Source organism: Microbacterium sp. (assembly GCF_035556355.1).
GTDB lineage: Bacteria > Actinomycetota > Actinomycetes > Actinomycetales > Microbacteriaceae > Microbacterium.
The window spans coordinates 21,998-46,754 of sequence record NZ_DATMFG010000015.1 but is presented as its reverse complement, the minus strand read 5'-3'; the positions used below and the strand labels follow the sequence as shown (position 1 = coordinate 46,754).

At 68.1% G+C, this 24,757-nt stretch carries 26 protein-coding genes and 1 pseudogene; 11 read left to right on the top strand and 16 right to left on the bottom strand.

The genetic code is table 11. From position 1 onward, the window contains the following. Positions 1-118: 118 nt before the first annotated feature. The 3 genes and pseudogenes from dprA to VNR19_RS02960 all read right to left on the bottom strand — a co-directional run. On the bottom strand, positions 119-1,054 hold the full coding sequence (gene dprA / locus VNR19_RS02970) for a DNA-processing protein DprA (RefSeq protein WP_325723746.1): 936 nt from the start codon (positions 1,052-1,054) through the stop codon (positions 119-121). Next, positions 1,051-1,410, bottom strand: coding sequence for a magnesium chelatase subunit ChlI family protein (locus tag VNR19_RS02965; protein WP_349255612.1), 360 nt, complete (start codon positions 1,408-1,410; stop codon positions 1,051-1,053). Before VNR19_RS02965 ends, dprA begins: the two co-directional genes overlap by 4 nt. After that, a pseudogene (locus VNR19_RS02960) lies at positions 1,402-1,527 on the bottom strand (ATP-binding protein); the annotation flags it as partial. The gene VNR19_RS02965 and the pseudogene VNR19_RS02960, both read right to left, overlap by 9 nt. Positions 1,528-1,604: 77 nt before the next feature. Here VNR19_RS02960 and VNR19_RS02955 point away from each other — a divergent pair. The 4 genes from VNR19_RS02955 to VNR19_RS02940 all read left to right on the top strand — a co-directional run bounded on the left by VNR19_RS02955 (position 1,605) and on the right by VNR19_RS02940 (position 7,352). Next, positions 1,605-3,065 carry a tyrosine-type recombinase/integrase gene (locus VNR19_RS02955; RefSeq protein ID WP_325723744.1) on the top strand — a complete coding sequence of 487 codons (1,461 nt, stop codon included), beginning with the start codon at positions 1,605-1,607 and terminating at the stop codon, positions 3,063-3,065. A 695-nt stretch (positions 3,066-3,760) separates the two neighbouring features. Further along, entirely contained in the window at positions 3,761-4,873 is a 1,113-nt protein-coding gene (locus VNR19_RS02950) for a hypothetical protein (protein WP_325723742.1), read from the top strand. After that, on the top strand, positions 4,870-6,954 hold the full coding sequence (locus VNR19_RS02945) for a hypothetical protein (RefSeq protein WP_325723740.1): 2,085 nt from the start codon (positions 4,870-4,872) through the stop codon (positions 6,952-6,954). The genes VNR19_RS02950 and VNR19_RS02945 overlap by 4 nt, the downstream gene beginning before the upstream one ends. After that, positions 6,951-7,352 (top strand): MreC domain-containing protein, encoded by a 402-nt coding sequence (locus VNR19_RS02940; RefSeq protein ID WP_325723738.1) that lies wholly within the window; start codon positions 6,951-6,953, stop codon positions 7,350-7,352. Before VNR19_RS02945 ends, VNR19_RS02940 begins: the two co-directional genes overlap by 4 nt. Before the next feature lie 15 nt (positions 7,353-7,367). Here the strand turns inward: VNR19_RS02940 and VNR19_RS02935 are convergent, their stop codons facing one another. Beyond that, on the bottom strand, positions 7,368-7,652 hold the full coding sequence (locus VNR19_RS02935; protein WP_325723736.1) for a helix-turn-helix transcriptional regulator: 285 nt from the start codon (positions 7,650-7,652) through the stop codon (positions 7,368-7,370). Positions 7,653-8,321: 669 nt separating this feature from the next. Here VNR19_RS02935 and VNR19_RS02930 point away from each other — a divergent pair. Then, positions 8,322-8,696 carry a hypothetical protein gene (locus tag VNR19_RS02930; protein ID WP_325723734.1) on the top strand — a complete coding sequence of 125 codons (375 nt, stop codon included), beginning with the start codon at positions 8,322-8,324 and terminating at the stop codon, positions 8,694-8,696. 423 nt (positions 8,697-9,119) lie between these two features. Here the strand turns inward: VNR19_RS02930 and VNR19_RS02925 are convergent, their stop codons facing one another. Together VNR19_RS02925 and VNR19_RS02920 are read right to left on the bottom strand one after the other, a co-directional pair. Next, positions 9,120-10,334 (bottom strand): MFS transporter, encoded by a 1,215-nt coding sequence (locus VNR19_RS02925; RefSeq protein ID WP_325723732.1) that lies wholly within the window; start codon positions 10,332-10,334, stop codon positions 9,120-9,122. Between the two features lie 216 nt (positions 10,335-10,550). Further along, positions 10,551-11,468: a helix-turn-helix domain-containing protein gene (locus tag VNR19_RS02920; protein WP_325723730.1), complete on the bottom strand. Its 918-nt coding sequence runs from the start codon at positions 11,466-11,468 to the stop codon at positions 10,551-10,553. Positions 11,469-11,606: 138 nt separating this feature from the next. On the opposite strand from VNR19_RS02920, the gene VNR19_RS02915 reads away from it, so the two are divergent. The 4 genes from VNR19_RS02915 to VNR19_RS02900 are packed head-to-tail and all read left to right on the top strand — an operon-like array spanning position 11,607 to position 15,288. Next, positions 11,607-12,644 carry a zinc-binding dehydrogenase gene (locus tag VNR19_RS02915; RefSeq protein ID WP_325723728.1) on the top strand — a complete coding sequence of 346 codons (1,038 nt, stop codon included), beginning with the start codon at positions 11,607-11,609 and terminating at the stop codon, positions 12,642-12,644. Between the two features lie 40 nt (positions 12,645-12,684). Beyond that, entirely contained in the window at positions 12,685-13,584 is a 900-nt protein-coding gene (locus tag VNR19_RS02910) for an aldo/keto reductase (protein ID WP_325723726.1), read from the top strand. A gap of 12 nt (positions 13,585-13,596) precedes the next feature. Next, positions 13,597-14,418 carry an oxidoreductase gene (locus tag VNR19_RS02905; protein WP_325723724.1) on the top strand — a complete coding sequence of 274 codons (822 nt, stop codon included), beginning with the start codon at positions 13,597-13,599 and terminating at the stop codon, positions 14,416-14,418. A 33-nt stretch (positions 14,419-14,451) separates the two neighbouring features. Then, entirely contained in the window at positions 14,452-15,288 is an 837-nt protein-coding gene (locus VNR19_RS02900; protein ID WP_325723722.1) for an oxidoreductase, read from the top strand. Positions 15,289-15,315: 27 nt separating this feature from the next. Here the strand turns inward: VNR19_RS02900 and VNR19_RS02895 are convergent, their stop codons facing one another. Continuing rightward, on the bottom strand, positions 15,316-15,903 hold the full coding sequence (locus VNR19_RS02895) for a flavodoxin (protein WP_325723720.1): 588 nt from the start codon (positions 15,901-15,903) through the stop codon (positions 15,316-15,318). A gap of 243 nt (positions 15,904-16,146) precedes the next feature. Here VNR19_RS02895 and VNR19_RS02890 point away from each other — a divergent pair, with 243 nt between their 5' ends. Beyond that, the gene (locus VNR19_RS02890) at positions 16,147-16,512 is read left to right on the top strand and encodes a DUF2255 family protein (RefSeq protein WP_325723718.1); all 366 of its coding nucleotides are present in this window, start codon (positions 16,147-16,149) and stop codon (positions 16,510-16,512) included. 971 nt (positions 16,513-17,483) lie between these two features. Here the strand turns inward: VNR19_RS02890 and VNR19_RS02885 are convergent. Continuing rightward, positions 17,484-17,819, bottom strand: a complete 336-nt coding sequence (locus tag VNR19_RS02885) for a winged helix-turn-helix domain-containing protein (protein ID WP_325723716.1) — start codon at positions 17,817-17,819, stop codon at positions 17,484-17,486. A gap of 59 nt (positions 17,820-17,878) precedes the next feature. Here VNR19_RS02885 and VNR19_RS02880 point away from each other — a divergent pair, with 59 nt between their 5' ends. Then, the gene (locus tag VNR19_RS02880) at positions 17,879-18,634 is read left to right on the top strand and encodes a DUF5131 family protein (protein ID WP_325723714.1); all 756 of its coding nucleotides are present in this window, start codon (positions 17,879-17,881) and stop codon (positions 18,632-18,634) included. A 23-nt stretch (positions 18,635-18,657) separates the two neighbouring features. On the opposite strand, the gene tcmP is transcribed toward VNR19_RS02880, so the two are convergent. The 8 genes from tcmP to VNR19_RS02840 form a co-directional block, all read right to left on the bottom strand. Further along, complete coding sequence (gene tcmP, locus VNR19_RS02875) at positions 18,658-19,977, bottom strand: three-Cys-motif partner protein TcmP (RefSeq protein ID WP_325723712.1); 1,320 nt, start codon at positions 19,975-19,977, stop codon at positions 18,658-18,660. Positions 19,978-20,135: 158 nt separating this feature from the next. Next, positions 20,136-21,212, bottom strand: a complete 1,077-nt coding sequence (locus VNR19_RS02870) for a YifB family Mg chelatase-like AAA ATPase (protein WP_325723710.1) — start codon at positions 21,210-21,212, stop codon at positions 20,136-20,138. Further along, positions 21,209-21,571 carry a YraN family protein gene (locus VNR19_RS02865; RefSeq protein WP_325723708.1) on the bottom strand — a complete coding sequence of 121 codons (363 nt, stop codon included), beginning with the start codon at positions 21,569-21,571 and terminating at the stop codon, positions 21,209-21,211. Before VNR19_RS02865 ends, VNR19_RS02870 begins: the two co-directional genes overlap by 4 nt. 94 nt (positions 21,572-21,665) lie before the next feature. Beyond that, positions 21,666-21,989 (bottom strand): DUF2469 family protein, encoded by a 324-nt coding sequence (locus VNR19_RS02860; protein ID WP_325723706.1) that lies wholly within the window; start codon positions 21,987-21,989, stop codon positions 21,666-21,668. A 78-nt stretch (positions 21,990-22,067) separates the two neighbouring features. Then, the gene (gene rnhB, locus VNR19_RS02855; protein ID WP_325723704.1) at positions 22,068-22,727 is read right to left on the bottom strand and encodes a ribonuclease HII; all 660 of its coding nucleotides are present in this window, start codon (positions 22,725-22,727) and stop codon (positions 22,068-22,070) included. Continuing rightward, positions 22,727-23,518, bottom strand: coding sequence for a signal peptidase I (lepB, locus tag VNR19_RS02850; protein WP_325723702.1), 792 nt, complete (start codon positions 23,516-23,518; stop codon positions 22,727-22,729). The genes rnhB and lepB overlap by 1 nt, the downstream gene beginning before the upstream one ends. Positions 23,519-23,663: 145 nt before the next feature. Then, positions 23,664-24,011 (bottom strand): 50S ribosomal protein L19, encoded by a 348-nt coding sequence (rplS, locus tag VNR19_RS02845; protein WP_325723700.1) that lies wholly within the window; start codon positions 24,009-24,011, stop codon positions 23,664-23,666. A gap of 193 nt (positions 24,012-24,204) precedes the next feature. Continuing rightward, positions 24,205-24,696 carry an MFS transporter permease gene (locus VNR19_RS02840; RefSeq protein ID WP_325723698.1) on the bottom strand — a complete coding sequence of 164 codons (492 nt, stop codon included), beginning with the start codon at positions 24,694-24,696 and terminating at the stop codon, positions 24,205-24,207. Between the last annotated feature and the right edge of the window lie 61 nt (positions 24,697-24,757).

Sequence of the window (24,757 nt, the reverse complement as noted above, 5' to 3'; positions counted from 1 at the left end):
TGGATCGAAAGGACCTACCACCGCCGGAGGCGCCAACCCCGCCTGGGCCGTTTGACGCCCATCGAGTTCGAGACCATCATGAACACGACCGTCGCACTGGCGGCGTGACTACAACCTGTCACCTATCCGTGCAGCAGTCCCACCCCCTTGACAACACCCAGATAACTGATGTGACCGGTCCCGGCACCGCGCCGACCGGTCGCCCGAGTGCGCGCGCATGACTGGCGGTGTTGAGCGAGCCGCTGCGCCAGCCCGCCTCGACCACGACCGTCGCATCGGCCGATGCAGCGATGATGCGATTCCGCTGCAGGAAGCGCCACTTGGTGGGCGCGCCGCCGCACGGCACTTCGCTCACGATTGCACCGCTCTCGGCGATGCGGTCGATGAGGCGTCCGTTGCCCGCGGGATAGGGGCGGTCCGCACCGCCCGCGAGCAGTGCCACCGTCGTCCCGCCGACCGCCAGCGCCGCTCTGTGGGCGGCCGCGTCGATGCCGTAGGCCGCGCCCGACACGACCGGGATCCCACGTCCGGCCGATTCCGCAGCGAGTTCCCCCGCGACGTGCTCGCCATAGGACGTCGCTGCTCTGGCTCCGACGATCGCCACCGATGGCGTGAGTGAGGCGAGCGCCGCAGCCTCGCCCTTCACCCACAGCGCAAGGGGTGCGTGGGGTCCGAGGTCGTCGACCCGGTGGGGCCAGGCGGGATCATCGGGACACACCAGTTCCACTCCTCGTGCGCGCGCGAGAGCGAGCGCGTCGTCGACATCGACCGATCGCAGGCGGGGCGACCAACGCCTGCGTCCCTCCGCGAACTCGCGCGTGCTCACCCCCTCGACGGGCGCGATGACGCTCCCTCCCTCAACGACGGCGAGGGCGGGCGCCGCCCCGAGCGCTGCGATGAGCCTGCCCGCGACCCCGTCGCCGGGTTCCGTCACGACGTTCCACACGACTCGCGCATAGCGCTCCACGATCGCGTCGTCGTCGAGCCCGGCCACGGTGGTCACGCCGTCGAGCGCGCGGCGCGCGGCGGACGGATCGAGCGCTGAGATCTTCATGCGGTGAGTCCCTTCTTGAGGTAGAGCGCGCGGCCGACGTGGTCGAGCTCGATTCGCGCGGCACCGTCCAGGTCGGCCAGAGTCGACGCGACTCGGAGCACACGGTCATAGCCGCGCAGCGTCAGAGACCCGCGGTGGAGGGCCGCATCGAGCGGGCGACGCGCCTGGGGCGTCGGCGCGAACGAGCCTTGGCGCAGCCATGCTCCCGGTACGTGCGAGTTGAGTCGCCAGCCCGTGCCGCGCAGTCGATGCGCCGCGCGTTCGCGGGCCTCGGCCACGCGAACGCGCGCGGCATCCGTCGTCATACCCGTCTGTGCGGCATCCGTCGGCGCGACCGAGACGCGCGTGAGCGACAGCTCGATGTCGATGCGATCGAGAAGAGGCCCCGAAAGTCGACCGAGGTACCGCCGGATGGCCATCGGCGGACATGAGCACGACGCGCCACGCACGCCGTAGTTGCCGCATGGACACGGGTTCGTGGCGAGCTTGTGTCGGGGGTTTCGTGCTGATCAGTGTTCACTTCCCGACTGAGTGAGCGTAGTGTCCGGGCATGAGCACGAGGTCGGGTGACGAGTGGTCACTCGAGGACGCGCGTTGGCGTCTCTTCCGGCTGACTGACGGGCCGCTCGAGGCGAAGACTCCTGCGCACTCAAGGTGGTGGGAGCAGTTCGGCATTCCGTTAGGCACGCCGTTTCTCCTATCGCCTTCGTTCGCGTACGACCGTGAGCTGAACGAGTTCTTTTACTCGGCGGACATGCTGTCGACGCGGTTGTCGACGCGCGTGGGGTATGCAGGCGACCTCGTGATGTTCTTCAACTTCCTGTACCGCGGCCGTGGAGTCGTCGATTGGCGGGACGCGACTGAGACGGATCATCGCGCATATCTCCTGTGGCGCCGGCAGGATCCGCAGGGCCCGTTGGTCAGTGGGAGGACGTGGGACCGGGAGGTCAGCTCCCAGAACCGCTTCTTTCGCTGGCAGACTTCGCGTGGCCGCGTGACTGAGAACCCGATTCCGCAACGCGACTCCCGCCCTGGCCCACGGTCTGCGCCGCGTTCTGTGGAGCAGACTGCGGCGACATATTCGCACGACGCGCGTCGTGAGCACGTGCATTGGCTACCCGCAGCTTCTTATCGGACGTGGCGCGATGTGGGCGTGCGCGGGTACACGACCGATGCCCTTCCGGACCCGTCGTTCCGCGGAAGATGGGCTGTGCGCAACGCGGCATTCACGGACTTGATGGTGCGAACGGGTCTACGTCTGACGGAACAGGCTTCCTTGCTGGTGGCAGAGATCCCTTCGGAACCCGCGGGCGGGTATAGCAGGTTCTGGCTGGGCAGTGCGGTGGCCAAATGGGGCTCCGAGCGCTGGATCTACGCACCGGCGAGCGTCCTGCGCGAGATTGCCGAGTATGTGCGGGTCGATCGACGAGGCGTGATCGAGTCTGCGCGAGCTCGAGGACGGTACGAGCATGCCGCCGGCCCGATTCTGGACCCCGACTCAGGAGTTGTCATCACCCGGGCGGGCGGTGGGCTGCTGTCGCGCACGAGGGTCGCCAACCTGCCGCCGTCGGAGCGGGCGCGCCTCATGGTCGAGGCAGAGGACGGGCTCGAGCCGGCGGCGCTGTGGTTGACCGAGGACGGTGCTTCGGTGTCGGTGTCGACCTGGAAGGACATGTTCCGCCAGGCCAATGAGAGGTGCACAGCGCGTGGGCTCGCACTGCGCGCGCACGCTCATCTGCTTCGCCACACATTCGCTGTGCTGACATTGGAGCAGCTGCAACGCGGGCATATCGCTGCGTTGGCCGGGCTTAAGCCCGAGCAGCGCACGCACTATGTGCGCGTGTTCGGAGATCCCCTGGACTGGGTGCGCAGGGCTCTGGGGCATCGCAGCGTCACGACGACGCAGATCTACTTGCATGCGCTGGAGGAGCTCGAGCTGGAGACCCGGCTGACTCTGATCCCGGACGAATGGGACGATCCGCGCGCCGCTCGATCAGGGGGCGGAGCGTGATGGCAGGGCGAGGCAGCACCGGCGTCGGCCGACCATCGCGGTCTCCCGCCGGGCGCTACGTCCCGGTCGCGGGCGACACGTCGGGCGTCGAGGGAACGACCGTGCACTTCAGAGGCGAGGATGGGCGACAGCATCGCTTCGAGGTCGGCTCGCTGCCGCTACCTGGTTGGCATGAGCCTCTTGCTAGTGCGTGGGCAGCGCGCACCGGCCCGGCCGGTGGCCTTCGTACCCTTTCGTCCAGCCAAGGCGATTGGGGTGCGCTGAGGCGATTCTTGCGGTTCCTCGACGGGACGCGCTGGCCTCCCACGGTGCCAGCGGAACTCACCGCGATGCACGTGGACGATTTCCGGCGGGTGCGCTCCGAGACCATTGGTCGAGGCCAGGCCGGCATCGAATTGCGTATGATCGGCCTTCTCTTCAAGCAGCCGCCGCTCAATCAGCTGGTGTCCTCGGAGGTTAGAGACCGTCTCCGCCTTCGCGTGTTCGCCAGCCGAAATAGGGCCGCGGTTTCCGGATACTCGGATGCTGAGCTGGCGAGAATCGTCGCCGCGGCACGCGCAGACATTAATGCGCTTCGGCAGCGACTCCACGACGCCGCCACAAGCGAGGATCCGGCAGTATCCGCGGCACGCCGGACTGGTCGCGTGAGGTTCGGTGCAGTGTCTGGGCCGGCACACGCCGAGGAGAGGCGGTCAGTGGCTGCGAAGGTCTTCGCGACTCGCCGAGACCTCTATCCGATGCTGGTGCTGCTGATGGCGGTCACGGGATGGAACCTGGAGGTCATCAAGGAGCTCCCGGTCGCGCATCGCGTGATCGAGGGGCGCGCGGTCGAAGTCGATCTCGTCAAACGGCGCCGCGGCCCGGGTCACTGGCACCAGACCGTCACGTGGGAGATCGGTGCGCAAGGTCGCGAGCTTCATACGCCTGGTGGTCTCTACCTGCTGTTGCATCGGCTTATGGCCCCAGCTCGCGCGTTCCTGCAGACGCCCGCCTTTTGGGCCATCTGGCACCAGTCCGGCAGGCAACCTCACACGTCGGAGTGCCGTAATCCGTTCGACGCTTCATTGGATGCGAGCTTGCGCTGGGGCTCGTGGGTGGAAACGCACGGTCTGCGCGCCGACCCACCGTCGGGAGCGGAATCCGCCCCGGACGCGACTGGAGACCCGTTGCGGCTCACCGCGAACCGGCTGAAGACGAGTATCGATGTCCGCCGTACCCGTCAGCTCGGCGGACATCTGCCTTCCGCAGCCCGCAGCAACACCACCGCCGTGCTGTTCCGCAACTACCTCTCGGGTGATCAGACCACGATCGAGTGGGCACGCGAAGTGGTCTCCGAGGCGTTCACTGACGTGGAGCGCGCTGCCTACGACGCGCATCTGCGCGCGCTGCGCGACACCGGCGGACGCCGCCAGCTGAACATCCGCATCACCGCACCGCCAGCCGGATCGGCGCCCCCGGAGGCCGAAGCGGGTGAATCGGAGACGGCGTGGACGTCGTGTCGCGACCATTCCCACCATCCGCTCACGGGGCGTCGTTGCGGGGCGTCCTTCCTCGATTGCTTCCACTGCGGCAACTCCGTCATCACCGGAGATCACCTACCCCGGCTGTTGAGCCTGCTGGACTCACTCGAGACGCGTCGGTCTGCGCTCTCGGATCAGGAGTGGTGGGCCCGCTACGGGCCGGTCTGGGCGGCGATCCGTCATGATGTGCTGCCGAAATTCACCGAGGCGGAGATCGCGCGTGCACACGCCGCGCGCCCGAACGACAGCCTGCTGGATCTCGTCGAACCTCCCTGGGAACGAACATGACCTTGCGCACTGCCTCCGACGCGGAAATCGCGGACCTCCGATACGTCCTCCATCGGCGCGCGCTGCGTCCCGGATACCAGCTCGAGGACACGGCGCGATTCGACGACGACGACTGGGCGCTGGCGCCCGCCTCCGTGCAGCAGCAGGAACGCGGCCTCACGCTCCGGTTCGACACGGTCCCGGCACTGCACCGGGCCGCGCTCAAACGGCTCTGTTACGCGATGCTGTCCGGGCCGTTGCCGGACGAGGCGCCGCGACCGCGGATCTCGAGTGTCGCGACCGCCTTCTATAACCTGCGGGTTTTCCTTCGCTGGTTGGAGGCGACGCACCCCGACATGCACCTGCCGGAGGTCACAACGACGGTCTACGAGCAGTTCCAGCGCCATCTACTCACCACCTTCCCGTCCGCGTCGAGGCGGTTCGCGCTGCGCTCGGCTGTGAACATGCTGTGGCGCTATCGCGGCGCCGTCGCCGACGCGGGCCTGCAGACCGATCCACGACGCGCGGCCTCCTGGAGCGAACCAGACCCGGGCCGCAACCGTGAGAACACGACCGAACGCATCCCCGAAGGCGTGCACAGCCGGGTACTGGTGTGGGCGATGCGATTCGTGGATGACTTCAGCGGCGACATCCTCGCCGCGATCAGATCCTGGAGCGTCCGGCGCCGCCCGGCGCAAAACGGGCCAATCACCGGCAAGCCGTACGGATTCCAGCAAGACCGGATACGCGCATACCTCGCAGAGACCCGTCGCACGGGCTCGCCCTTGCCCGGACTGCGCGGCATCCCGCACTTCAACGCGATCGCCTACCAGATCGGGTGCGACCGCACTGCTCTCGAGAGACAGCGCGAAGAGATCCTCGCCACGGCCGCGATCGTTGGCGTGTCGGAGTACGCCGAGCTCGGCCTCAACGTGCAGGGCCGTCTCGACGGCGCGCCGTGGATCGAGGGCATCAGCCTGACTCCCGGGACGGACCAGTCCCTCACCGTACTCACGCAGGTGCTCCACATCGCCTGCTACATCGTGATCGCCTTCCTGTCTGGAATGCGCGACAACGAGATCAAGCATCTCCGCCCCGGCTGCTGCACGTCTGCCCGGGACGGGACGGGGCGTCCCTACCGGTGGACCGTGACGAGCACGGCGTTCAAGGGCGAACTCGACGACCGCGGCACCACTGCAACCTGGGTCATCGGCGAGGCCGCCGCGCGCGCCATCCGTGTACTCGAGGACGCGCATTCCGCCACGTCCACACCTGCTCGATGGCTTTTCGCGCCGCTGAAAGTAGGTCCTGGTGCCGGATCGGCCGGTCGCGGCGGCAACCACGCACTCACCCTCGCTGCGACCAACAGGCAGCTGGCACGCTTCACGACCTGGGTCAACGAGTACTGCGCCGCACACGGCCGGGACGACGGGATCCCCGACGTCAACGGACGTACTTGGCGACTGTCCAGCAGGCAGTTCCGGCGCACCCTCGCCTGGTACATCGCGCGCCGCCCCGGCGGATCGATCGCGGGAGCGATCGCGTACCGACACCACAGCATCCACATGTTCGAGGGCTACGCCGGCACATCCGAATCCGGGTTCCGCGCCGAGGTCGAAGCCGAACAGGCGCTGGCCCGCGGTGAGCACCTGCTGGCCATGATCGACCAGCACGACCATTCAGCGCTCCTTGGACCCGCAGCAGACGCCGCTCGGGAGCGCTTGGCCGAGTTCGGCGAGAAGGCTCGCTTCCAAGGCGTCGTTGCCACCGATCGTCACCGGCTGCTGCGGATCATCACCCGCAACGATCCCGCGGTGTATCCCGATCGCTACGTCACCTGCGTCTACGACCACCGCAAGGCACTCTGCCGCGACCGCACCGGCGCACCGGATGAGGGCCCGGACCTGCGCGCATGCAAGCCCCTCGCCTGCGGGAACGTCGCCCTGGATGCCGACAACCGCCGGGCCTGGCAGGCAGAGCTCGAGACCATCGACGCCGACACCGCGGCCCGCCCCGCACTGCCGCCGCTCCTGGCAGAGCGCCTGCGCAAGCGCCGAGCGCAGATCATGCATCTGCTGGAGAGGAACGGAACCGAGCCATGACTCGCGCTGTACCACTGCCGACCGAGACCGAGATCACCGCCGTCGTCGAGGCGCTCACGCGGGAGGATCCGTCTCGCCCTCCCGCCGTCCTCGCCGTCGCCGCGCGACTCGGACTCAGCAACGCCACCTTCTGGCGCCGCTTCCCTCAGCTGGCGCAGACACTCGCCGACACCCGCAGAGTCGCGCTGCGCGATCGCGCCCGCACTCCGGAACGCCCGGTGCATGAACTGCCCGTCGCTGAACTCGCGCGGCTCCGCAACGACAAAGCCCGTCTCGTGAACGAGGTGCGGGTGGCGGCCGCGGAAGTGCAGCGGCTGACGCTCGAGAACCAGGCCCTTCGCACACAGCTCGAGCAATCATCGGGCGTCATCCCGCTCCACACACGCGGCGACGAGTAGACCGTCCAACGCCTCTCAACGGCTGCGCAGGTCCGGTACCTCATCGGGAATCAGCTCGGACAGCGGCACGCCCAGCACTTGCGACAGCGTGAGAACGGTCCGCAACGTCGGATTCGCGGCGCTCCCTGGGCGCGACTCGCCCTTCTCGTACTTCTGATACGTGTAACGCGTCAGCCCCGCCCGGTAGGCGACGTCTTCCTGGCTCAGCCCCGCCCGGTCCCGGGTGCGGCGCAGATTAGTTGCGAGGCGCTTTACGTAGTCGCTCCACTCCGCGTTGATACTGTCGTCACGCCGAGCCATCCGTCCAGCGTCGCGATCGACTAGTCCGGGTATGGCCTAATGCGTATGGCATAATTCCGAAGGCCATACGAAACAATCTTGGTACTCGTCGGATCCGTCCGCCATCTTCTGCACGTGTGCTGCCGGCCCCGTCGGCCACTGGTCGCGTCGCGGGGTCGACCCTCGCATGCGACCAGGATTGTGATGGTGCAGTGACGCCCGACTCGTACCCGATCTGGTGGCGAGAGATCCCCAGCCCGCCGCCCGCGCAGTGGGCGTACGTCTTCGATGAGCTCACAGGCGAAGACAGCGCCGAGGAGTGGGCGCTGGCTGCGGGCATTTTCGTGGCCCAGGTCCGGCGCCGAACCGGCCGCGGCCCGACCTATACGGAGTTGTTCGCGCATCTACTTCCCGACATAGACGGGCTGCCCGCTCCCTTTCCACCGGGCCTTACGTACTTCGAACGACGCCGCGCCCTGACCGGGTTTCGCGGACACGTCACAATCGAGTGGCGCCGGCGCGGCATGATCAGCTGGGAGACAGGCGTGACCCGCAGCCTGCGCGTTGGGCGCGCCTTCCGGGCGCGATCCCGAGACCGACAGCACGCCCAGATGGAGACCCGCCACCGACTGATCGCACACGTGACCGATGAGCAGACGCGACCTACACATTCGAGCGAGCGGAGCACAGATGATCGGTGAGAACCGACCCGAGGCACAGCGGATCCTCGCCCGGATCGCTCCGGGATGGCCAGAGCTGCTCGAGGTGAACATCGGCTGGATTCCACTGCTGGGGCGCCTTGACGAGCAGCTCTCGGCAATCGCTCCGGACTACATCGTCCTCCAGTGCAAATCCAAGTTCGGCTCCCTCAGCTTCTACGCTCAGCCATCACCTGACCCGGAGGTGCATGACGACGCCTTCGCGGAGATCATCCGCGCGGCCGAGTGGGAAAGCACGCGACTGTGCGAGCTGTGCGGTGGCCCCGCGCAGCAGTACACGATTCGGCTGTGGTCCTGGACGCTCTGCACAGATCATGCACGGCAGATGGCCGAGGAGGCCCGCTGATGAGGCCAGCCACGGAGGGTGAGCGAATCGAGGCCGAGACCGCGGGGCTGGCGACACCGAACCGACGTCCAGTCGCCCGCAGCGCAGCACACTGCGTCGACGTGATGCTGTGCGTCGATCATCGTGGCCGGAGCCGCGTTGACGGGTGCCGACCTCCCCGCAGAAGACACATGCTCGGGCGTGGTGAGGAACGGGGTGAAGACAGTAGCAGGCCATGGCCGCGGGGCTAGCGTGCCGTGAGGTCGACGCGGGAAGGATTTCCCCGTGCCGCGGCTGCAGTGCACGGGCCTCGTTCACGGCGCGCCCGCCGACGATGGGACCGTGCGCTGCTCGTCTGCCAGGGCCGGCAGGCAGTCGAACGCCGACACCGCTGGACGTAGGTCACCAGGTTTCGTTCCTGTAGCCGCTCCCGTGGCGATCCGCTCAACGACGAGGCGCGGCACTCGAAGAGCGAATGGCGACGATCCCAGCGGCGGAAGCTACGAGCACGAGCGCGCCGTATCCGAGCGCGATCTGGTCCACCGGCATCGAGTTGGCGAGTCGCCCGGCCAGCAACCCGGGAGCCGCTGCTCCCGCGTACGAGATGAGGTAAATCGTTGCGAGGAGCCCAGACCGGTCCTGCGGCCGGCTGTGGGCGAGAACAGCCCGCATTCCACCGCTGTTCGCCGCCCCCTGAGCGACGCTCGCGACGAGACTCGCAATGAGGAACGGAACGATCGCCCCGGCGTGGAGGGAGAGCAGGATCGCCGCGGTGGCGACGACGAACGCGCCGAGGCCGAGCCGTACGGCGCGGGCGGTTCGGAGTCGCCCGGTGAGCACGCCGCCGATCGGGCTGAGGATCACGATCGATGCGAACACCACAGCGATGACGAGCGCGCTGGACGTACCGAGGTAGTCGACCGTCAGTACAGGCGAGAAGGCCTGATAGAAGCCGCTGAGCGACCAGGTGGCGACGAACGCTGCTCCTGCCGCGAACAGGAGGCGCCCCTCACCGTGCGGCACGTGTATCCGCGGGCGAAGAGACCTCATCGCGCCGGGATGAGGCTTCACGGTCTCAGGACATGCCCACAGCAGCAGACCGAACACGGCCAGGACGACGGCGAGGACAGCGAACACGAGAAGCCGCGGCGCCGGACCGACCTCGACCAGCTCACCGGAGATCAGCGCGCCGACCGGGATGGCGAAAGGCGGGGCGTTGCTCGTGATCACTGCCGGCAGCCAGCGTGGACGCGGCGGCGCCGTGTCGATGACATACGAACCGAGCGCGCTGGATGCGACGCCGCAGGCGATCCCCTGCAAAGCGCGTCCGGTGATGAGAACGCCGAGTCCGTGCACATTCATCATCAGGAGGCACCCCGCGATAGCGAACAGGATGGCTCCGAATGCGACAGGCCTGCGGCCGAGGTGGTTCGACAGGCGCCCGGTCGTCAGCAGCGCGAGTGCCGTCGTGGCCAGGTAGATCACCGTCGTGATGGCGAGGCCGGAGTTTGTGATGCCGTCCTCGACGCGGAAGGTGTTGTAGAGCGGCACGGGCGTTCCCGAGGCGAGGAACACCATCACGAGCGCGCCGGAGATGACGACGAACGCCGGCGTGCTCGGCAGACGCCACCCGGCTCGGGGCGACGTCGGCCTACTCATCTGACGCACGAGAGGCGATGCGGGTCGACCAGCCGGTCATCATCGCAAGCGGAATCAGGGACGAAGTCATGGAATCTCTGTTCAGGTCTGGACGAAATGACGCGAGACCGCCCTGGGCGATCCGCTTTCCAAGCGTCGCTCGTGTCCGGCACCTGCGGGAGTCGCTGTGGACCCACGGACTGCTAGTACGTCCCTGGAACCTTCGTCGTGGGCCGCTCAGCCGCGGTCGAGGTCGCGCATCGGTGACGGCTCGACATCATCGGCCGCGTCCGCACCCGCGCCGCCTTCCCCAGTGGCGGCCCAGCTCGCGAGCACGCGGAGCCGCTCGTCGGAGGGGCTGCCAGGCTCGGCAGTGAACGCGAACAGGTGCCAGCCGGGGTCAGCGGGCAGGTCGAGTGCCTCGTAGGTGAGCTCGAGGTCGCCGACGACGGGATGGTGGAGGCGCTTGATCCCGGTGCGGTGATAGCGCACGTTGTGCGCGGCCCAACGCGTACGGAACGCGTCGGAGCGGGTCACGAGCTCGCCGATCAGGTCGGTCAGCTGTTTGTCGTGCGGCCGCTGGGCGGCGTAACCGCGCATCGCGGCGACGATGTCGTCGGCGCCCTTCTCCCAGTCTGTGTAGTAGCGGCGGGATGCATCCTCGTTCAGGAAGACGAATCGGGCGTTGTTCACCGGGCGTCGGGGGTCGTCGAAGAGAGGGGCGTTGAGCGCGCGGCCGAGAGAGTTGGTGGCGACGATATCCATGCGCTCGTCCCGTACCCATGCGGGCGCGTCCGTGATCGCGTCCAGCAGTCGCTGCAGGCTGGGTCGCACCTGTCCGGTGCTCGCCTTGCGTGCCCGGCGGACCGGCTTGGGCTGGACGGCGCGCGCGAGGTCGAACAGGTGCGCGGTCTCCGCCTCGTCAAGCCGAAGTGCCCGCGCGATCGCCTCGAGCACCTCGTCGGAGACCCCGGCGAGATTGCCGCGCTCGAGCTGCGCGTAGTAGTCGACGCTGACGCCGGCGAGGAGCGCGACCTCCTCGCGACGCAGGCCCGGCACCCGGCGGTTGCCGCCGGTGATCAGGTTGACCTGGTCCGGCGTGACGCGCGCGCGGCGGGTGCGCAGAAAGTCGCGCACTTCACCTCTGTAGTCCATGGGTCCACGCTAGGCGTAGGGGCCGGGCGGTGGGAGGGACTGGCAGTACGCGGGTCACGGGCAACTCCCTCGCCGGTCGCCGAGCGCGCACAGTGGACGAGGACGCTCCATCGCGTCCGGACAGAGAGGACCCATCCGATGCTTGCGACGTTCATGTACGGCCCCGGGGATGTCCGCGTCGAGGAGACCGCGGACCCCAAGATCCTGCAGCCCACCGACGCGATCGTGAAAATCGTGCTCTCGTGCATCTGCGGATCCGATCTCCACGCTTACCACGGCGGTGGCATCCGCTCCGGCGTGTCCGCCATGGGTCACGAGTTCCTCGGGCTCGTCGAGGAGACGGGCGCCAACGTCCAGACGCTGAAGAAGGGCGACCTCGTCGTGGCTCCATTCGTGTGGGCCGACAACACTTGCGACTTCTGCCGGGAGGGGCTGCACACCTCCTGCCGGCACGGCGGCGTGTGGGGTGCCGGTGACGTCGGCGGAGCCCAGGCGGAGGCCGTGCGAGTTCCGCTGGCCGACGGCACTCTCGTCAAACTTCCGGTCGGCGTGGATTCGGAGCTGCTACCCGATCTGCTGACCCTGTCGGACGTGTTCTGCACCGGATACCACGCCGCATTCAAGGGCCGGGTCGGCGAGGACACCACGGTCACCGTGATCGGCGACGGCGCCGTCGGGCTCTCCGCCGTGCTCTCCGCGAAGCTGTTGGGTGCATCGCGGATCATCCTCATGGGGCGGCACGAGGCGCGCACCGATCTGGGCCTCGAGTTCGGAGCCACCGATGTCGTGCCCGAGCGCGGCGAGGAGGGCATCGCCCGCGTCAAGGACCTCACCGGCGGCGACGGCACGCACGTCGTCATCGAGGCCGTCGGCTTCCCGGAGGCGTTCGATCAGGCCTTCGGCGTGGTCCGGCCCGGCGGCACCGTCTCCCGAGTGGGCGTGCCTCAGTATCAGGACGCGAACGTCGGGATGGCGTCGATGTTCTTCCCTAACATCACCCTCACCGGCGGCGTCGCCCCGGCCCGCGCCTACATCGAGCGGCTCATGCCGAAGATCCTCGACGGCACCATCCATCCGGGCCGCGTGTTCGACCGCACCATCTCCCTCGCCGAGGTGCCCGACGGCTACAAGGCGATGGACGACCGCACCGCCCTCAAGGTGCTCGTCCGCCCCTGACCTCGCACATCACCCCGCTTTCCACGAAAGGCAGCATCAGATGACCACCGAACAGACCCGCCTCACGCTGAACAACGGACTGGAGATCCCCGCCCTCGGGTTCGGCGTCTTCCAGACCCCGCCCGACGACACCATCGCGGCCGTGACCACGGCCATCGCCGACGGATACCGCCTCATCGACACCGCCGCCTCGTACGGCAACGAGCGCGAGGTGGGCGAGGCGATCCGCCGGTCCGGCGTCGACCGAGCCGAGCTGTTCGTCGAGACCAAGCTGTGGATCAGCGACTACGGCGCCGACAAGGCCCAGGTCGGCTTCGACGCGAGCCTGCGGCGCCTCGGCGTGGACTACGTCGACGTGTACCTCCTGCACCAGCCCACCCCGGCCGACTTCGACGACACCATCGCCGCCTACCAGGTCGCGGAGAAGATGGTAGAGGCCGGCAAGGCCCGCGCCATCGGCGTCTCGAACTTCAGCCCCGACCACCTCACCCGCCTGCTCGAGAAGGTCGACGTCGTGCCCGCGATCAACCAGGTCGAGCTGCACCCCTACTTCACGAACGCGACCGTCCAGCACGCTCATGCGACGCTCGGCATCGTCACGCAGGCGTGGTCGCCGATCGGCGGCATCCACCGCTACCGGCCCGCCGACGCCCCCGGCAGCGGCAACGTGCTCGAGAACCCCACGATCACCGACCTGGCCGACAAGTACGGCAAGTCCCCCGCCCAGGTCGTGCTGCGCTGGCATCTGGACCAGGGTCGCAGCGCCCTCCCGAAGTCGGTCAACCCGTCCCGCATCGCCGAGAACATCGACGTGTTCGACTTCGCCCTCGAACCCGCAGAGCTCGCCGCGATCGACGCACTCGACACCGGACTGCGCGGCGGCCCCGACCCCGAGCAGCTCAACACGCGCACCTTCCCGTTCGCCGTCGACAACTCCTGAGGGGCGACCAGCATGGCCACCTGGATGATCACCGGCACCTCGAAAGGCCTCGGCCGCGACATCGCCGAGGAGGCACTCGCCAGGGGGCACCGTGTCGTCGCCACGGCCCGGGACCCGAAGTCGATCCGCGATCTGGAGGGCAAGCACCCGGATCGCGTGCTCACCGTGCGGGTGGACGTCACCGACCCGGCCTCGATCGTTGACGCCGTGGCCGCGGCAGAGGCACGCTTCGGCGGAGTGGACGTGCTGGTCAACAACGCCGGCTACGGGTACACGGCCGCCGTCGAGGAAGGCGAGAACGACGCCGTCGCTGAGCAGTTCGCCACCAACTTCACCGGCCCCGTCACGCTCATCAAAGCGGTGCTGCCCGGCATGCGTGCCCGCCGCTCCGGGCTAATCGTCAACATCTCGTCGATCGGCGCGAAGATCACCCTCCCCGGCGGCGGCTACTACTCCGCAGCGAAGGCCGCGCTGGAAGCTGTATCGGGATCGTTGCGCAAGGAGGTCGCCTCGCTCGGGATCCGCGTCATGGTCGTCGAGCCCGGGTCCCTGCGCACCGACTTCCGCGGCGGCTCCGCACGGAAGTCCGAAGTGCACATCGCAGACTACGACGAAGCGCTCGGCCGAAACGGGGACACGGCCCTCGGCCCTCAACGGGGCGACCCGAAGAAGGCCGCGCACGCCATCCTCAAGGCCGCCGCGGCAGCGGAGCCTCCCGCCCTGCTTCTGCTCGGCAGCGACGCCTTCGAGGGCTACAGCGCGTTCGCTCGGGCCGAGCAGCATGACGTCGCCCGCTTTGAGGCGCTGAGCCGCAGCACCGACGCAACCGACTGACCCCGTCCGCGCACGACATCACGAAGGAAAATCATGTCCACCTGGCTCATCACCGGCTGCTCGTCCGGTCTCGGCCGCGCGCTGGCCGAGGCAGTCCTCGACGCCGGCCACAACGCCGTCATCACCGCCCGCACCCCCGAGACGCTGTCCGAGATCGTCTCCGCGCACCCCGACACCGCCCTCGCGCTCCCGCTGGACGTGCGCGACCACAAGCAGGTCCTCGCGGTCGCCCAGCAGGCGCATGAGCACTTCGGCGACGTCGACGTGCTCGTCAACAACGCCGGCCACGGCTATCGCGCTGCGGTCGAGGAGGGCGAGCCGGACGAGGTGCAGGAGCTGTTCGAGACGAACTTCGCGGGCCCCGTCGACCTGATCAAGCAGGTGCTGCCGGGCATGAGGCGGCGCCGCTCGGGCACGATCATCAACATCTCTTCGATCGCCGGCCGGATGTCCAACCCCGGCTCCGGCTACTACTCGGCGACGAAGGCCGCGCTCGAGGGCATGTCCTACGGCCTGCGCATGGAGGTCGCGCCGCTGGGCGTGCGGGTCGTCGTCGTCGAGCCGGGCGCGTTCCGCACCGACTTCTCCGGGCGTTCCCTACAGCAGTCCGCGACGCCGATCGATGACTACGCCGGCACCGCGGGTCTGCGCCGCAAGGAGAACGACCGCACCCATGGCACCCAGCCCGGCGACCCGGCGCGCGCAGCCCAGGCGCTGATCACGATCGCCGAGTCGGCCGATCCACCCCTGCGGCTGCTCCTCGGCAGCGATGCCGTCGAGGTCATCCGCGCGGAACTGGACCGGCAGCGCGCCGAGATCGACGCGTGGGAGCACCTCAGCCGCAGCACCGACTTCCCGGCCGAGAACTGAACCTCGCTCCCGATCGCGAGCACACCGTCAGGCGAGCAGTCCGATACGCCCCAGCCAGGCCTCCACATCAGGGCGTGCCTCGGCGGCCTCTTCACCCTGCACCGCGAGGCCCTCGCCGATCGACGCCTCTGGCAGCAACTCCGTGTAGTTCCGCTCGACCTGACCCATGCCGCTGACGGCGAACGTGAGGAACGGATGAATCGTTCTGCCAGCGAGGTCCACGCTCTCGATGAACGTGCGCATGATCATCGGCTCCCGCACGTTCCAGATCGGACTTCCCAGCAGCACCGTGCTGTAGCCGGACAGATCCGGCAGGTCCCCGGCGATCTCGGGGCGGGCGTCGGCATCCTGCTCGCGGACGTTCCGGGCGACGGTCTCCTCGTAGTCCTCCGGGTACGGGTCCGCGGCCTCGATCCGGTACACGCCCACCGTCGCAGCAGCCGCAATCATCTCCGCAACCACCTGGGTATTCCCGATCTCGAGATCGATGCGCCCGCCGTAGTAGTAGTTCTCGCCCGGCCTCGAGAAATACGCCACAAGCACGCGCTCGGGTCCGGTCGGAGTCCCGGCCGGCGTCGTCGGCGAGGCGGAGTCGCGCGGCGAATCCTGTGTCATGTCCTCTTCCTCTCGACGCGAGGGGGCGCACGCCGTGAACGCCCCAGTCGCGGTGGCCACGCCGAGCGCGCCCATGGCGCGTAGCAGGGTCCGACGATCCACGCGGTTCCTCCTCCTGGTGAGTGCCACCACGCTAGGCGCGTCGAGGGGGATCGAGGGAGGGGCTGACGGCACACCTCTTCCCGCTTGCGCGATGCGGACCGGTGATCTTGGATCAGGGAGGAGACGACGAGAGGACCCGACATGGCCGCCTGGACCACGGACGAACTGGACGCACTGGACCACGCGAACGAGGTCCGGGTCGCGGGACGCCGCAAAGACGGCACGACACGGACCCTCACGATCATCTGGCACGTCGTCGTGGACGGCGTCCTGTACGCCCGTTCGGTGCGTGGCCCTGAGGGACAGTGGTACCGCGGAGTCTCTCATCACCACGAGGGCGTGATCGCCTGGGCCGACGAGACCCGCGACGTTCGCTTCACACGCGATGCCGACCACGACGCGCAGATCGACGCCGCCTACGCCGCCAAGTACGGCAACGGTGAAGCCACGCGGCGCATCACCAGCGAGATCGCGAAGCAGACCACGCTCCGCATCGATCCCCGCTGATTGTCCAGCCGCGCCGCGCGCAGCCACTCGAGCTCCCGGCGAGAGACGACGACCCAGCCCAACGAACTGAGCCGAATCGTCGTACGAGCGAACCCCGCGTCACGCGTCTAGCCCCGCGCTGGACAGTTCTTCCGGCGCGAGTCCGAGATGGTATACGCGCCAGATCCATGCCATTGGCCGCGAAAATGCCCAACACCAGGCGGGACCTACACGGCAGTCCAGCGCCTGGCCGACGTAGTCCTGCCTGCAATCGTCGAGCACCTTGATGGAGACGCCGCTGACGGCCTCCCATTGATCGAGGTCGCTCACGGGCTCGAACGAAGGGGCGACTGCCCGAGCGGACGTGAGCGCGTTTCGAACTCTGCCGGGTCGAGGTGGGCGAAGGACGCCGTGTTCAGATCGACGTTCTGCAGTGCCGAGTCGCGTTGCTGCTCAACGTAGGCGTCGGAATAGATGCGGTAGTCGTCGTCGACGAACCGCCAGGCGCATGCTTCCCAAATCCGTTTCACCGAGGTCTTCGCGGCGTAGGTAGAACATTGGTCAGCTGCTTCCAGGCAGCGCGCACTGCTCGCCGGTAAGACGGAGCGCGTACTTGCCCAGCCGTATCGTCCACCCGAAATGCTGTCGTCTTCGCAGCTCGGGAGCGGTCGCGCCGTGGTGAGCTTGCGTCTTCACGTTGATCCGTCGTGAACGACCGTCAGCGACGAACGGATGCGGAAGATTCTCACCCACGGCGTTCACTCGGGAACTCGATGATGCCGGCGTCGTCCGGTGGCCGTTCGACGTCTGTCAGCGGCTCTACGTGTCCGCAGGCGCAGCGATACTGACCGTCCCTGACTCGCAGCACGGTGCCATCGTCCGGGCACCGCGGCTGAGCGGAAGCGTCGAGCCAATCCATGTGGGCACGATACCTCGCGGTCACGCTCGGATGTCCCGGCTCGGACAAGCCCGGGCCAGCGCTCCGGGAACAGTTACGCCTTCGAGGTTCCGGGCGCACCCTTCACGGTGCTCACCTCCGCGTGCGCGGCGAGCTCACGCGCCCACGCCCATCCGGAGCTGTTGTTGGCGAGATAGAACTTCCGCCGCGGATCCTCGGTCCGTACGGACGTCAGCATGCCGGCTTCAACCAGCGCATGGAACGGCTTCTGGATGCTGCTCGGAGACACACCGAGCACCGCGGCCATCTGGCCGAGTGTGACCACGCCGTCACCGTTATCGGCGATGGCAAGCATCAACTCGAGCCGATGCTCCTGACCGAACACGACACGTGAAAGCTGCCGCAGAGGCTCTGGCTGGATGGCGCTCACGCTGATAATATACAGATAATTCGTAACGTCAACTACGTAACGTGAATCGAGGGTGCGGCGTGGTGAAGAAGACCGGCATCGAGTGGACCGAGGTGACCTGGAACCCCACGACGGGGTGCGACAAGGTCTCCCCTGGGTGCGACAACTGCTACGCGCTGACGCTCGCGAAGCGACTCAAGGCGATGGGGGCGGAGAAGTACCAGGCCGACGGCGATCCGCGCACGTCCGGGCCAGGGTTCGCGCTGACTCTTCATGAAAGTGCCCTGCAGCAGCCGTATCGGTGGGGCGGGCGCAGGGTGGTGTTCGTGAACTCGATGAGCGATCTGTTCCACGCGAAGGTGCCGCTGGAATTCGTGCGGCGCGTGTTCCAGGTGATCGCCGACACTCCGCAGCACACCTATCAGGTGCTCACGAAGCGGTCCTCACGGCTGCCGCGGATCGCGGACAAGCTGGACTGGCCGAGCAACCTGTGGCTCGGTGTCAGCGTTGAAGACGCTGCGCATTTGAACCGGGTCGACCATCTGCGTCAGGTGCCGGCGGCGGTGCGGTTCCTATCGTGCGAGCCACTGCTGGGGCCGCTGGACGGTCTGAACCTGGACGGCATCGACTGGGTCATCACCGGTGGTGAGTCTGGGCCCGGCGCCCGGCCTCTCGAAGCGGAGTGGGTGCGGCAGATTCGCGACCAGTGCGTGGCCGAGGATGTGCCGTTCTTCCACAAGCAGTGGGGAGGGCGCACGCCGAAAGCCGGAGGCCGCGAGCTGGACGGGCTGGTGTGGAACCAGATGCCCGCGCACCCGCGCCGCGCCATCGCCTGACAGGCGGTTCGACGGCGGGAGAACTAGCGCAGCGCGGGCGCGGTTCCGAAACGCTCGATGCGTGCGTGGTGCATTTTCGCGGACTTCACCCGCGGCTGGACCACGCCCTGTTTGGCGAGGCTGTCCCAGGCCGCGCGCAGGTGCTTCTCCCGCCCGATGCCCAGAGCCTCGCCGTATACGGCTTTGATGTCGGCGTCACTGTTCAGCGCTACCCGGGTTCGCGTGAGCATCAGGTCGCGGATGTTCGCTTCGATGGTGCGGACCAGATCGAGATGGAGTTTGTCTTCGGTGGTCTTGAACTCGGCCGCGAAAGACTCCTCACTGAAATCCTCCGCCAGGAGCGCGTCGGCGAACAGCACGCCGTTCTTACGCGCTTCGGTGCGCATGTTGAATTCGCGCCACTGCTCGTGTCCGTGACTGGCGGCGTCGGCGAACTTGTAGGCGGCGTAGCCGCTTCGGTAGAACAACGTGAGCTGGAAGATCGGCGCATGCCCAGGTGCCTTGCGTACGTCGATCGCGAATGACTCGTACCCCGTGTCGCGTTTGACGCAGTCTCGGAAGTGCTCGGCGACCGCCAGCGCCGCCGTCGCCGCGGAGCCGGGGACGCCGCGCCGGAACGTGCTGAGGAAAACGTCTCGCCAGGACGACTCGCCGAGGAACACATCAAGGAGGTCGACGGTCTTCTGGTCGGCGGCGGTGAGCTTCCTGCCACTGCCGAGGATCCCGCCGATCCGCCACAAGGTGGTGATGTTGAGGTTCAGCAGGACCTCGTTTGCTTTCGCGTCGCGGCCGAGGATCACATCCCGCATCAGTGAGTACGGCAGTGCGGTGCCGTAGGGGTCGAGGAACGTCAGCGCCGGATCTTTGCCCATCGCGGCTATCACTCCGGTCAGCTCGCTTTGGGCGGCTCCCTGGATGACCCGCGCCTTCCGTCGTGCGGCGCTGCGCTGCACGACGGCGGAGAGGGTCTGTGCGTGGGCGGGGTCTTGTTCGATGAAGACGCACTGCAGATCCCTCGGCGGGGTCTTCTCGGCGAGGCTGCGGGCGGTGCCCAGTGCGACGATCGGCGAGCCCGGCTGCCCCTCCTTTTCGCCGTCTTCGGCGGCGTATTCGCCGGGGCCCGCGTAGGCATCCACGTACCAGGCGCGGTAGTCGGAACGTTCGCCGGCCGTCATCGCCACGAAAGGTGTCAGGTAATTGCCCAGCACCGCGTGTTTCAGGACCGCTGCCGATTGCTTACGCGACCAGAAGTCGTCGTGATTGACCATTTCCATCTCCTGCTCGTTGTCGCGTATTCCAGGTTGATTCTGCACAGAATCGTCGTGTTCGCCCGGGATCGACATCGTGTCGTGATCGTGTCCTGCGAGCTGACGGGCACTCTCGAGGGTCGCCGGGTCAGAGAAGGCCCCCGGCGGTGCGCTTCGACGATGATCGCGTCTCGCCCGTTGACGCCTATTTTCGATAGACGTGCGCTTGCTGACCGCGGGCAGCACTTGGCTGCTCAGTCACCATGGACAGTATCCAGTCGCACACAAAGGACGACGAGCTGGAACCGCGCGGGGAACGTGGCCGTCATGCCGGTCCGATGGATCACGATCGACCCGCTCTCGAGCGGCTGGCGCAGCGCATCGAGCACCGTCGCGGGGAACTCCCCCGCCTCGTCGAGGAACAGCACCCCCTCGCTCGCGCGGGCGATCGCACCCGGCCGGACGCCGCGCGACCCGCCGCCGACGAGCGAAGCGACGCTCGCACTGTGGTGCGGAGCCTCCAGCGGCGCGACGCGCGACAGGTGGGCGACGGGCTCGCCGGAGAGCGAACGCATCGACGCGACCGTCAGTGCGGCTCGATCGTCGAGCGGGGGAAGGATTCCGGGCAGCCGTCGCGCGAGCATCGTCTTGCCCGCCCCCGGCGGGCCGCTCATGAGCACGTGGTGCCCGCCCGCCGCCGCGACGACGAGCGCCTCCACCGCCTCGCGCTGGCCGACGACGTCCCGCAGGTCGAGCGGCTCGTCGTCGGGCGCGTGCTCCGCACGCCCGGGGACAGGCTCCTGGTCGGGCACCTCGGCATCCGCGCCGTGCCATCGCGCGACCTGGGCGAGGTTCACCGCGCCGAGCACATCGATCCCCTCGACGAGTCGCGCTTCGTCGGCGTTCGCATGCGGGACGACCACCCGCGTGATGCCGGCGCGCGCCACCGCGAGCACGGCCGGCAATACGCCGGGCACGGGGCGCAGCCGCCCGTCGAGTCCCAACTCCCCCACGTGCGCGGTCGCCGCGACGGATGCCGCATCCATCGGCACCTCGGTCGCCAGCGACGCGATCGCGATCGCGACGTCGAAACCAGAACCCTGCTTGGGCAGTGACGCCGGTGACAGGTTCACGGTGAGGCGCCGTCGCGGCAACGGGAGGCCGCTGTTCTCGCACGCGTTGTGCACGCGCTGCACCGCCTCTCCGAGCGCCTTGTCGGGAAGGCCGATGATCCGGAACTCCGGCGTCTGCCGCGACAGATCCGCCTCGACCTCGACCACCGCGCCGTCGGCGCCCACGAGGGCGACCGCCATCGTGCGCGCGACGGTCACCAGATGTCCTCGAGGTGGTCGAGGCGGGCGGTCGCCGCATCCGGCCCCGTCAACCCGATCGCGTCGAGCCTCAGCCGGCGACGTTGGACGTCATCGGGATGCGCCGCGATCCATGCGGTGGCAAGGCGCCACAGGCGTCGCCGCTTGCGCGCGTCGACCGCTTCGAGCGGATCACCGAATCCATCGGAACGGCGAGTCTTGACCTCGACCACGACGAGCGTGCTGTCGTCGGCCACGACGAGGTCGAGTTCGCCCTCCTTGCAACGCCAATTGCGGTCGAGCACCGCGTATCCGCGGGACTCGAGGTAGCGCGCAGCGCGCTGTTCACCCGCCCGCCCGAGCACGTCCTTGTCTGCCATGCCCCCAGCTTCGCGGGCGGGCGCTCACCGGGCGGCTCACGAAGGCGCGGCGGTGGAAAGCCTCCGTGCACGGCCTCCCGGGGAGGAACAGATGTCACGTGTCGAGTGACAGCTCCTCGGGAAGATGGAAGTCGCGACGCGACAGCTCTTCGACGTTGACGTCCTTGAAGGTCAGGACTCGCACGGATTTGACGAAGCGATCGGCGCGGTAGATGTCCCACACCCAGACGTCGTTCATCGAGATCTCGAAGTAGAAGTCGTGCTCGGTGTCACGACGCACGACATTCACCTCGTTCGCGAGGTAGAACCGGCGCTCGGTCTCGATCACGTACTGGAACTGCGAGACGACGTCGCGGTACTCCCGGTACAGAGCAAGCTCGAGCTCGCGGTCGTAGTCCTCGAAGACTTCGTCATCCATGATGAGTCCATCCTAGAGTCGCCGGACCCTGCCGCGTCCCGGCCGCGTGCGCCGGGGCATCCGGTGGCTCGACCGCGATCAGAAGAGTGTCGGAGCGTCGCCGATCGACCAGGACGCGCGGTGGTGGGGGCTCAGGCCGTGCTCGCGGATCGCCTCCCGGTGATCGGGGCTCGCGTAGCCCTTGTTGCTCGCCCAGTTGTACTGGGGCAGCTCGTCGTGCAGGCCGACCATGAGCGTGTCGCGGGCCACTTTGGCGATGACGGATGCGGCGGCCGCACTCGCACAGTCGCGGTCGGCCTTGATCACGGGTCGCACCGTGAGCCCGCGCTCGCCCGCGGGCGTGATGTAGTCGTAGTTGCCGTCGAGGATGACGATCGCCTCTTCCGGGACGACGCCGTGCGCGCGCAGGTCGGCGAGTGCCCGCGCCGTCGCGAGGCCGAGCGCCCGCATGATCCCGATGTCGTCGATCTCGGCCGAGCTGGCCCAGCCGACGGCGCTGTGCAGCACCCACTCGGCTGCGCGGCCGGCGACCTCGGCGCGTCGCGGCTCGGGGACGAGCTTGGAGTCGCGCAGCCCGGTCGGAACGCGCTTGCGCGCGCGGGCCGCATCGACGACGGCGACGCCGACCGCGACGGGGCCGGCCAGGGCGCCTCGGCCGACCTCGTCGCACGCGATGACGAATGGACGCTCGCGGAGCAGGCGCCGCTCGAGCGTCAGACGGGGCTCGGCGACGGCCATCACGGCGATGCGCCGCCTTCCTCGACAGGCTGCGGCTCGGGCACTCCCGCGAACACGTCGTGATGGAAGTCGAGGGTGCCGAACCGATCGAACGGCCACGTGATGAGGAACGCGCGACCGACGACGTTCTCAAGCGGCACGAAGCCCTTGCCGGGCTGATCCGTGTTGTAGCGCGAGTCCCGCGAGCGGTTGCGGTTGTCGCCGAGCACCCACAGGCTGTCGTCCGGCACGACCACGTCGAACGAGTCGGCCGACGCCGGCGAGTCGGCCGACGGGAGATCGAGATAGTCGGACTCGTCGACGGGAACGCCGTTGACGGTGATCTGGCCGATCGCGTTGCAGCACACGACGTGGTCGCCCGGCAGTCCGATGATCCGCTTGACGAGGTGATCGTCGCTGTCGGGTGCGGCGAGGCCGACGAGCGACAGCACCCACTCGATCGCCTCGACGACCGGTGGCCGCTGCGGCGACGTGTCGGGCACGAGCCATCCGCCCGGATCGCGGAACACGACGATGTCGCCGCGCGAGTAGCCGCCGAAGCGCGGCGTGATCTCATCGACGAGGATGCGGTCGTTCACGTGAAGCGTCTCTTCCATCGAGCCCGACGGTATGTAGAACGATCGCACGAGGAACGTCTTGACGAGGAACGACACGAGCACCGCGACGATCACGATGATGATCACGTCGCGGGCGAAGACGAGCCAGCTGCGACGACGCGCGCGCTGGGCTGAGCCGCGCGTGCTGTGCGTCGTCTCGATCGGTTCGGCCGGTGCCGTCTTCTCGGTCGTCATGAAGCCCTTCGCCGGCTCGCCGAACCTCGGAGAACCGCTGGAACAAGGTTCCCATATTCGCGCGGAATCCTCCTTGCCGAACTCCACAACGCGAAACGCAGAACGCCCCGGATCCGAGGATCCGGGGCGTTCGAGGCGAAGCGACTCAGTTCTCGCGCTTCTCCTTGATCTTGGCCTTCTTGCCGCGCAGGTTGCGCAGGTAGTAGAGCTTGGCGCGACGGACGTCGCCGCGCGTGACGACCTCGATGCGGTCGATCACCGGCGAGTGCACCGGGAAGGTGCGCTCCACGCCGACCTGGAAGCTGATCTTGCGGACCGTGAACGTCTCGCGCACGCCGTCGCCGGAGCGGCCCAGAACGACGCCCTGGAAGACCTGGATGCGGGAGCGGTTGCCCTCGGTGATGTTGACGTGCACCTTGACGGTGTCACCGGGGCCGAAGTCGGGGATGTCGTTGCGGAGCGAGGCCGCATCGACGGTGTCGAGGATCTGCATGATCGTGCTCTCTCTGCGGCCGCCACAGGTCGACCGCGGGATGAATGGATGTGAGGATTCGGTGTGCGCCCGGAGCCGCCGGCCGTGAGGCTTCGACGACGGGCTCCCCTGAGGCAGAGCCTGGGCGGGGCACAAACAACCATTCTGCCATGGATGCCACACCCCGCCAAAACCGCGGCCGGGAGGCTCCGCGTCAGCGCTCGGAGCGGTTCTCGGCGATGATGATGACCTCGTCGGCCGACTCGGTCGTCACGCGTGGAGCAGGCGGCGGAATGTATGCCATGCCGCCGGTCGCATGCAGCACCAGGCCCGACGGGCGCGCTTCGCGCCACAGCTGCCACAGCTCGAGCCAGAACATCGCGATCCCCACGACGATCGTGACGACGAACACGGGTGCCCACCACGCCGGGTTGAAGAATCCGAGCGCGATCGTGAGCGCATGCCACAGCGTGAATCCGCCGACGTCCCACCATGAGACCGCGCGCTGCGCGCGGACCGTGCCGCGGGCGCGCACGAGGAGCGTGAGGATGAGCTGGCCGAGGAAGACGGACGGAATCGCGATGAAGAGCACCCACAGGAAGCCCCACCCGCCCGCGTCGAACACGGCCCAGCCCACGAGCAGCCACAGCGGCAGGAGGAAGGCGGCGGGGATCAGCCAGCCATAGAACGCGCGCCGCAGCCACATAGCACCGATGCTACGCCGACGCGCGGGCTCGCGGGAGCGCCGGGTGTCTCTGCGCGGCATC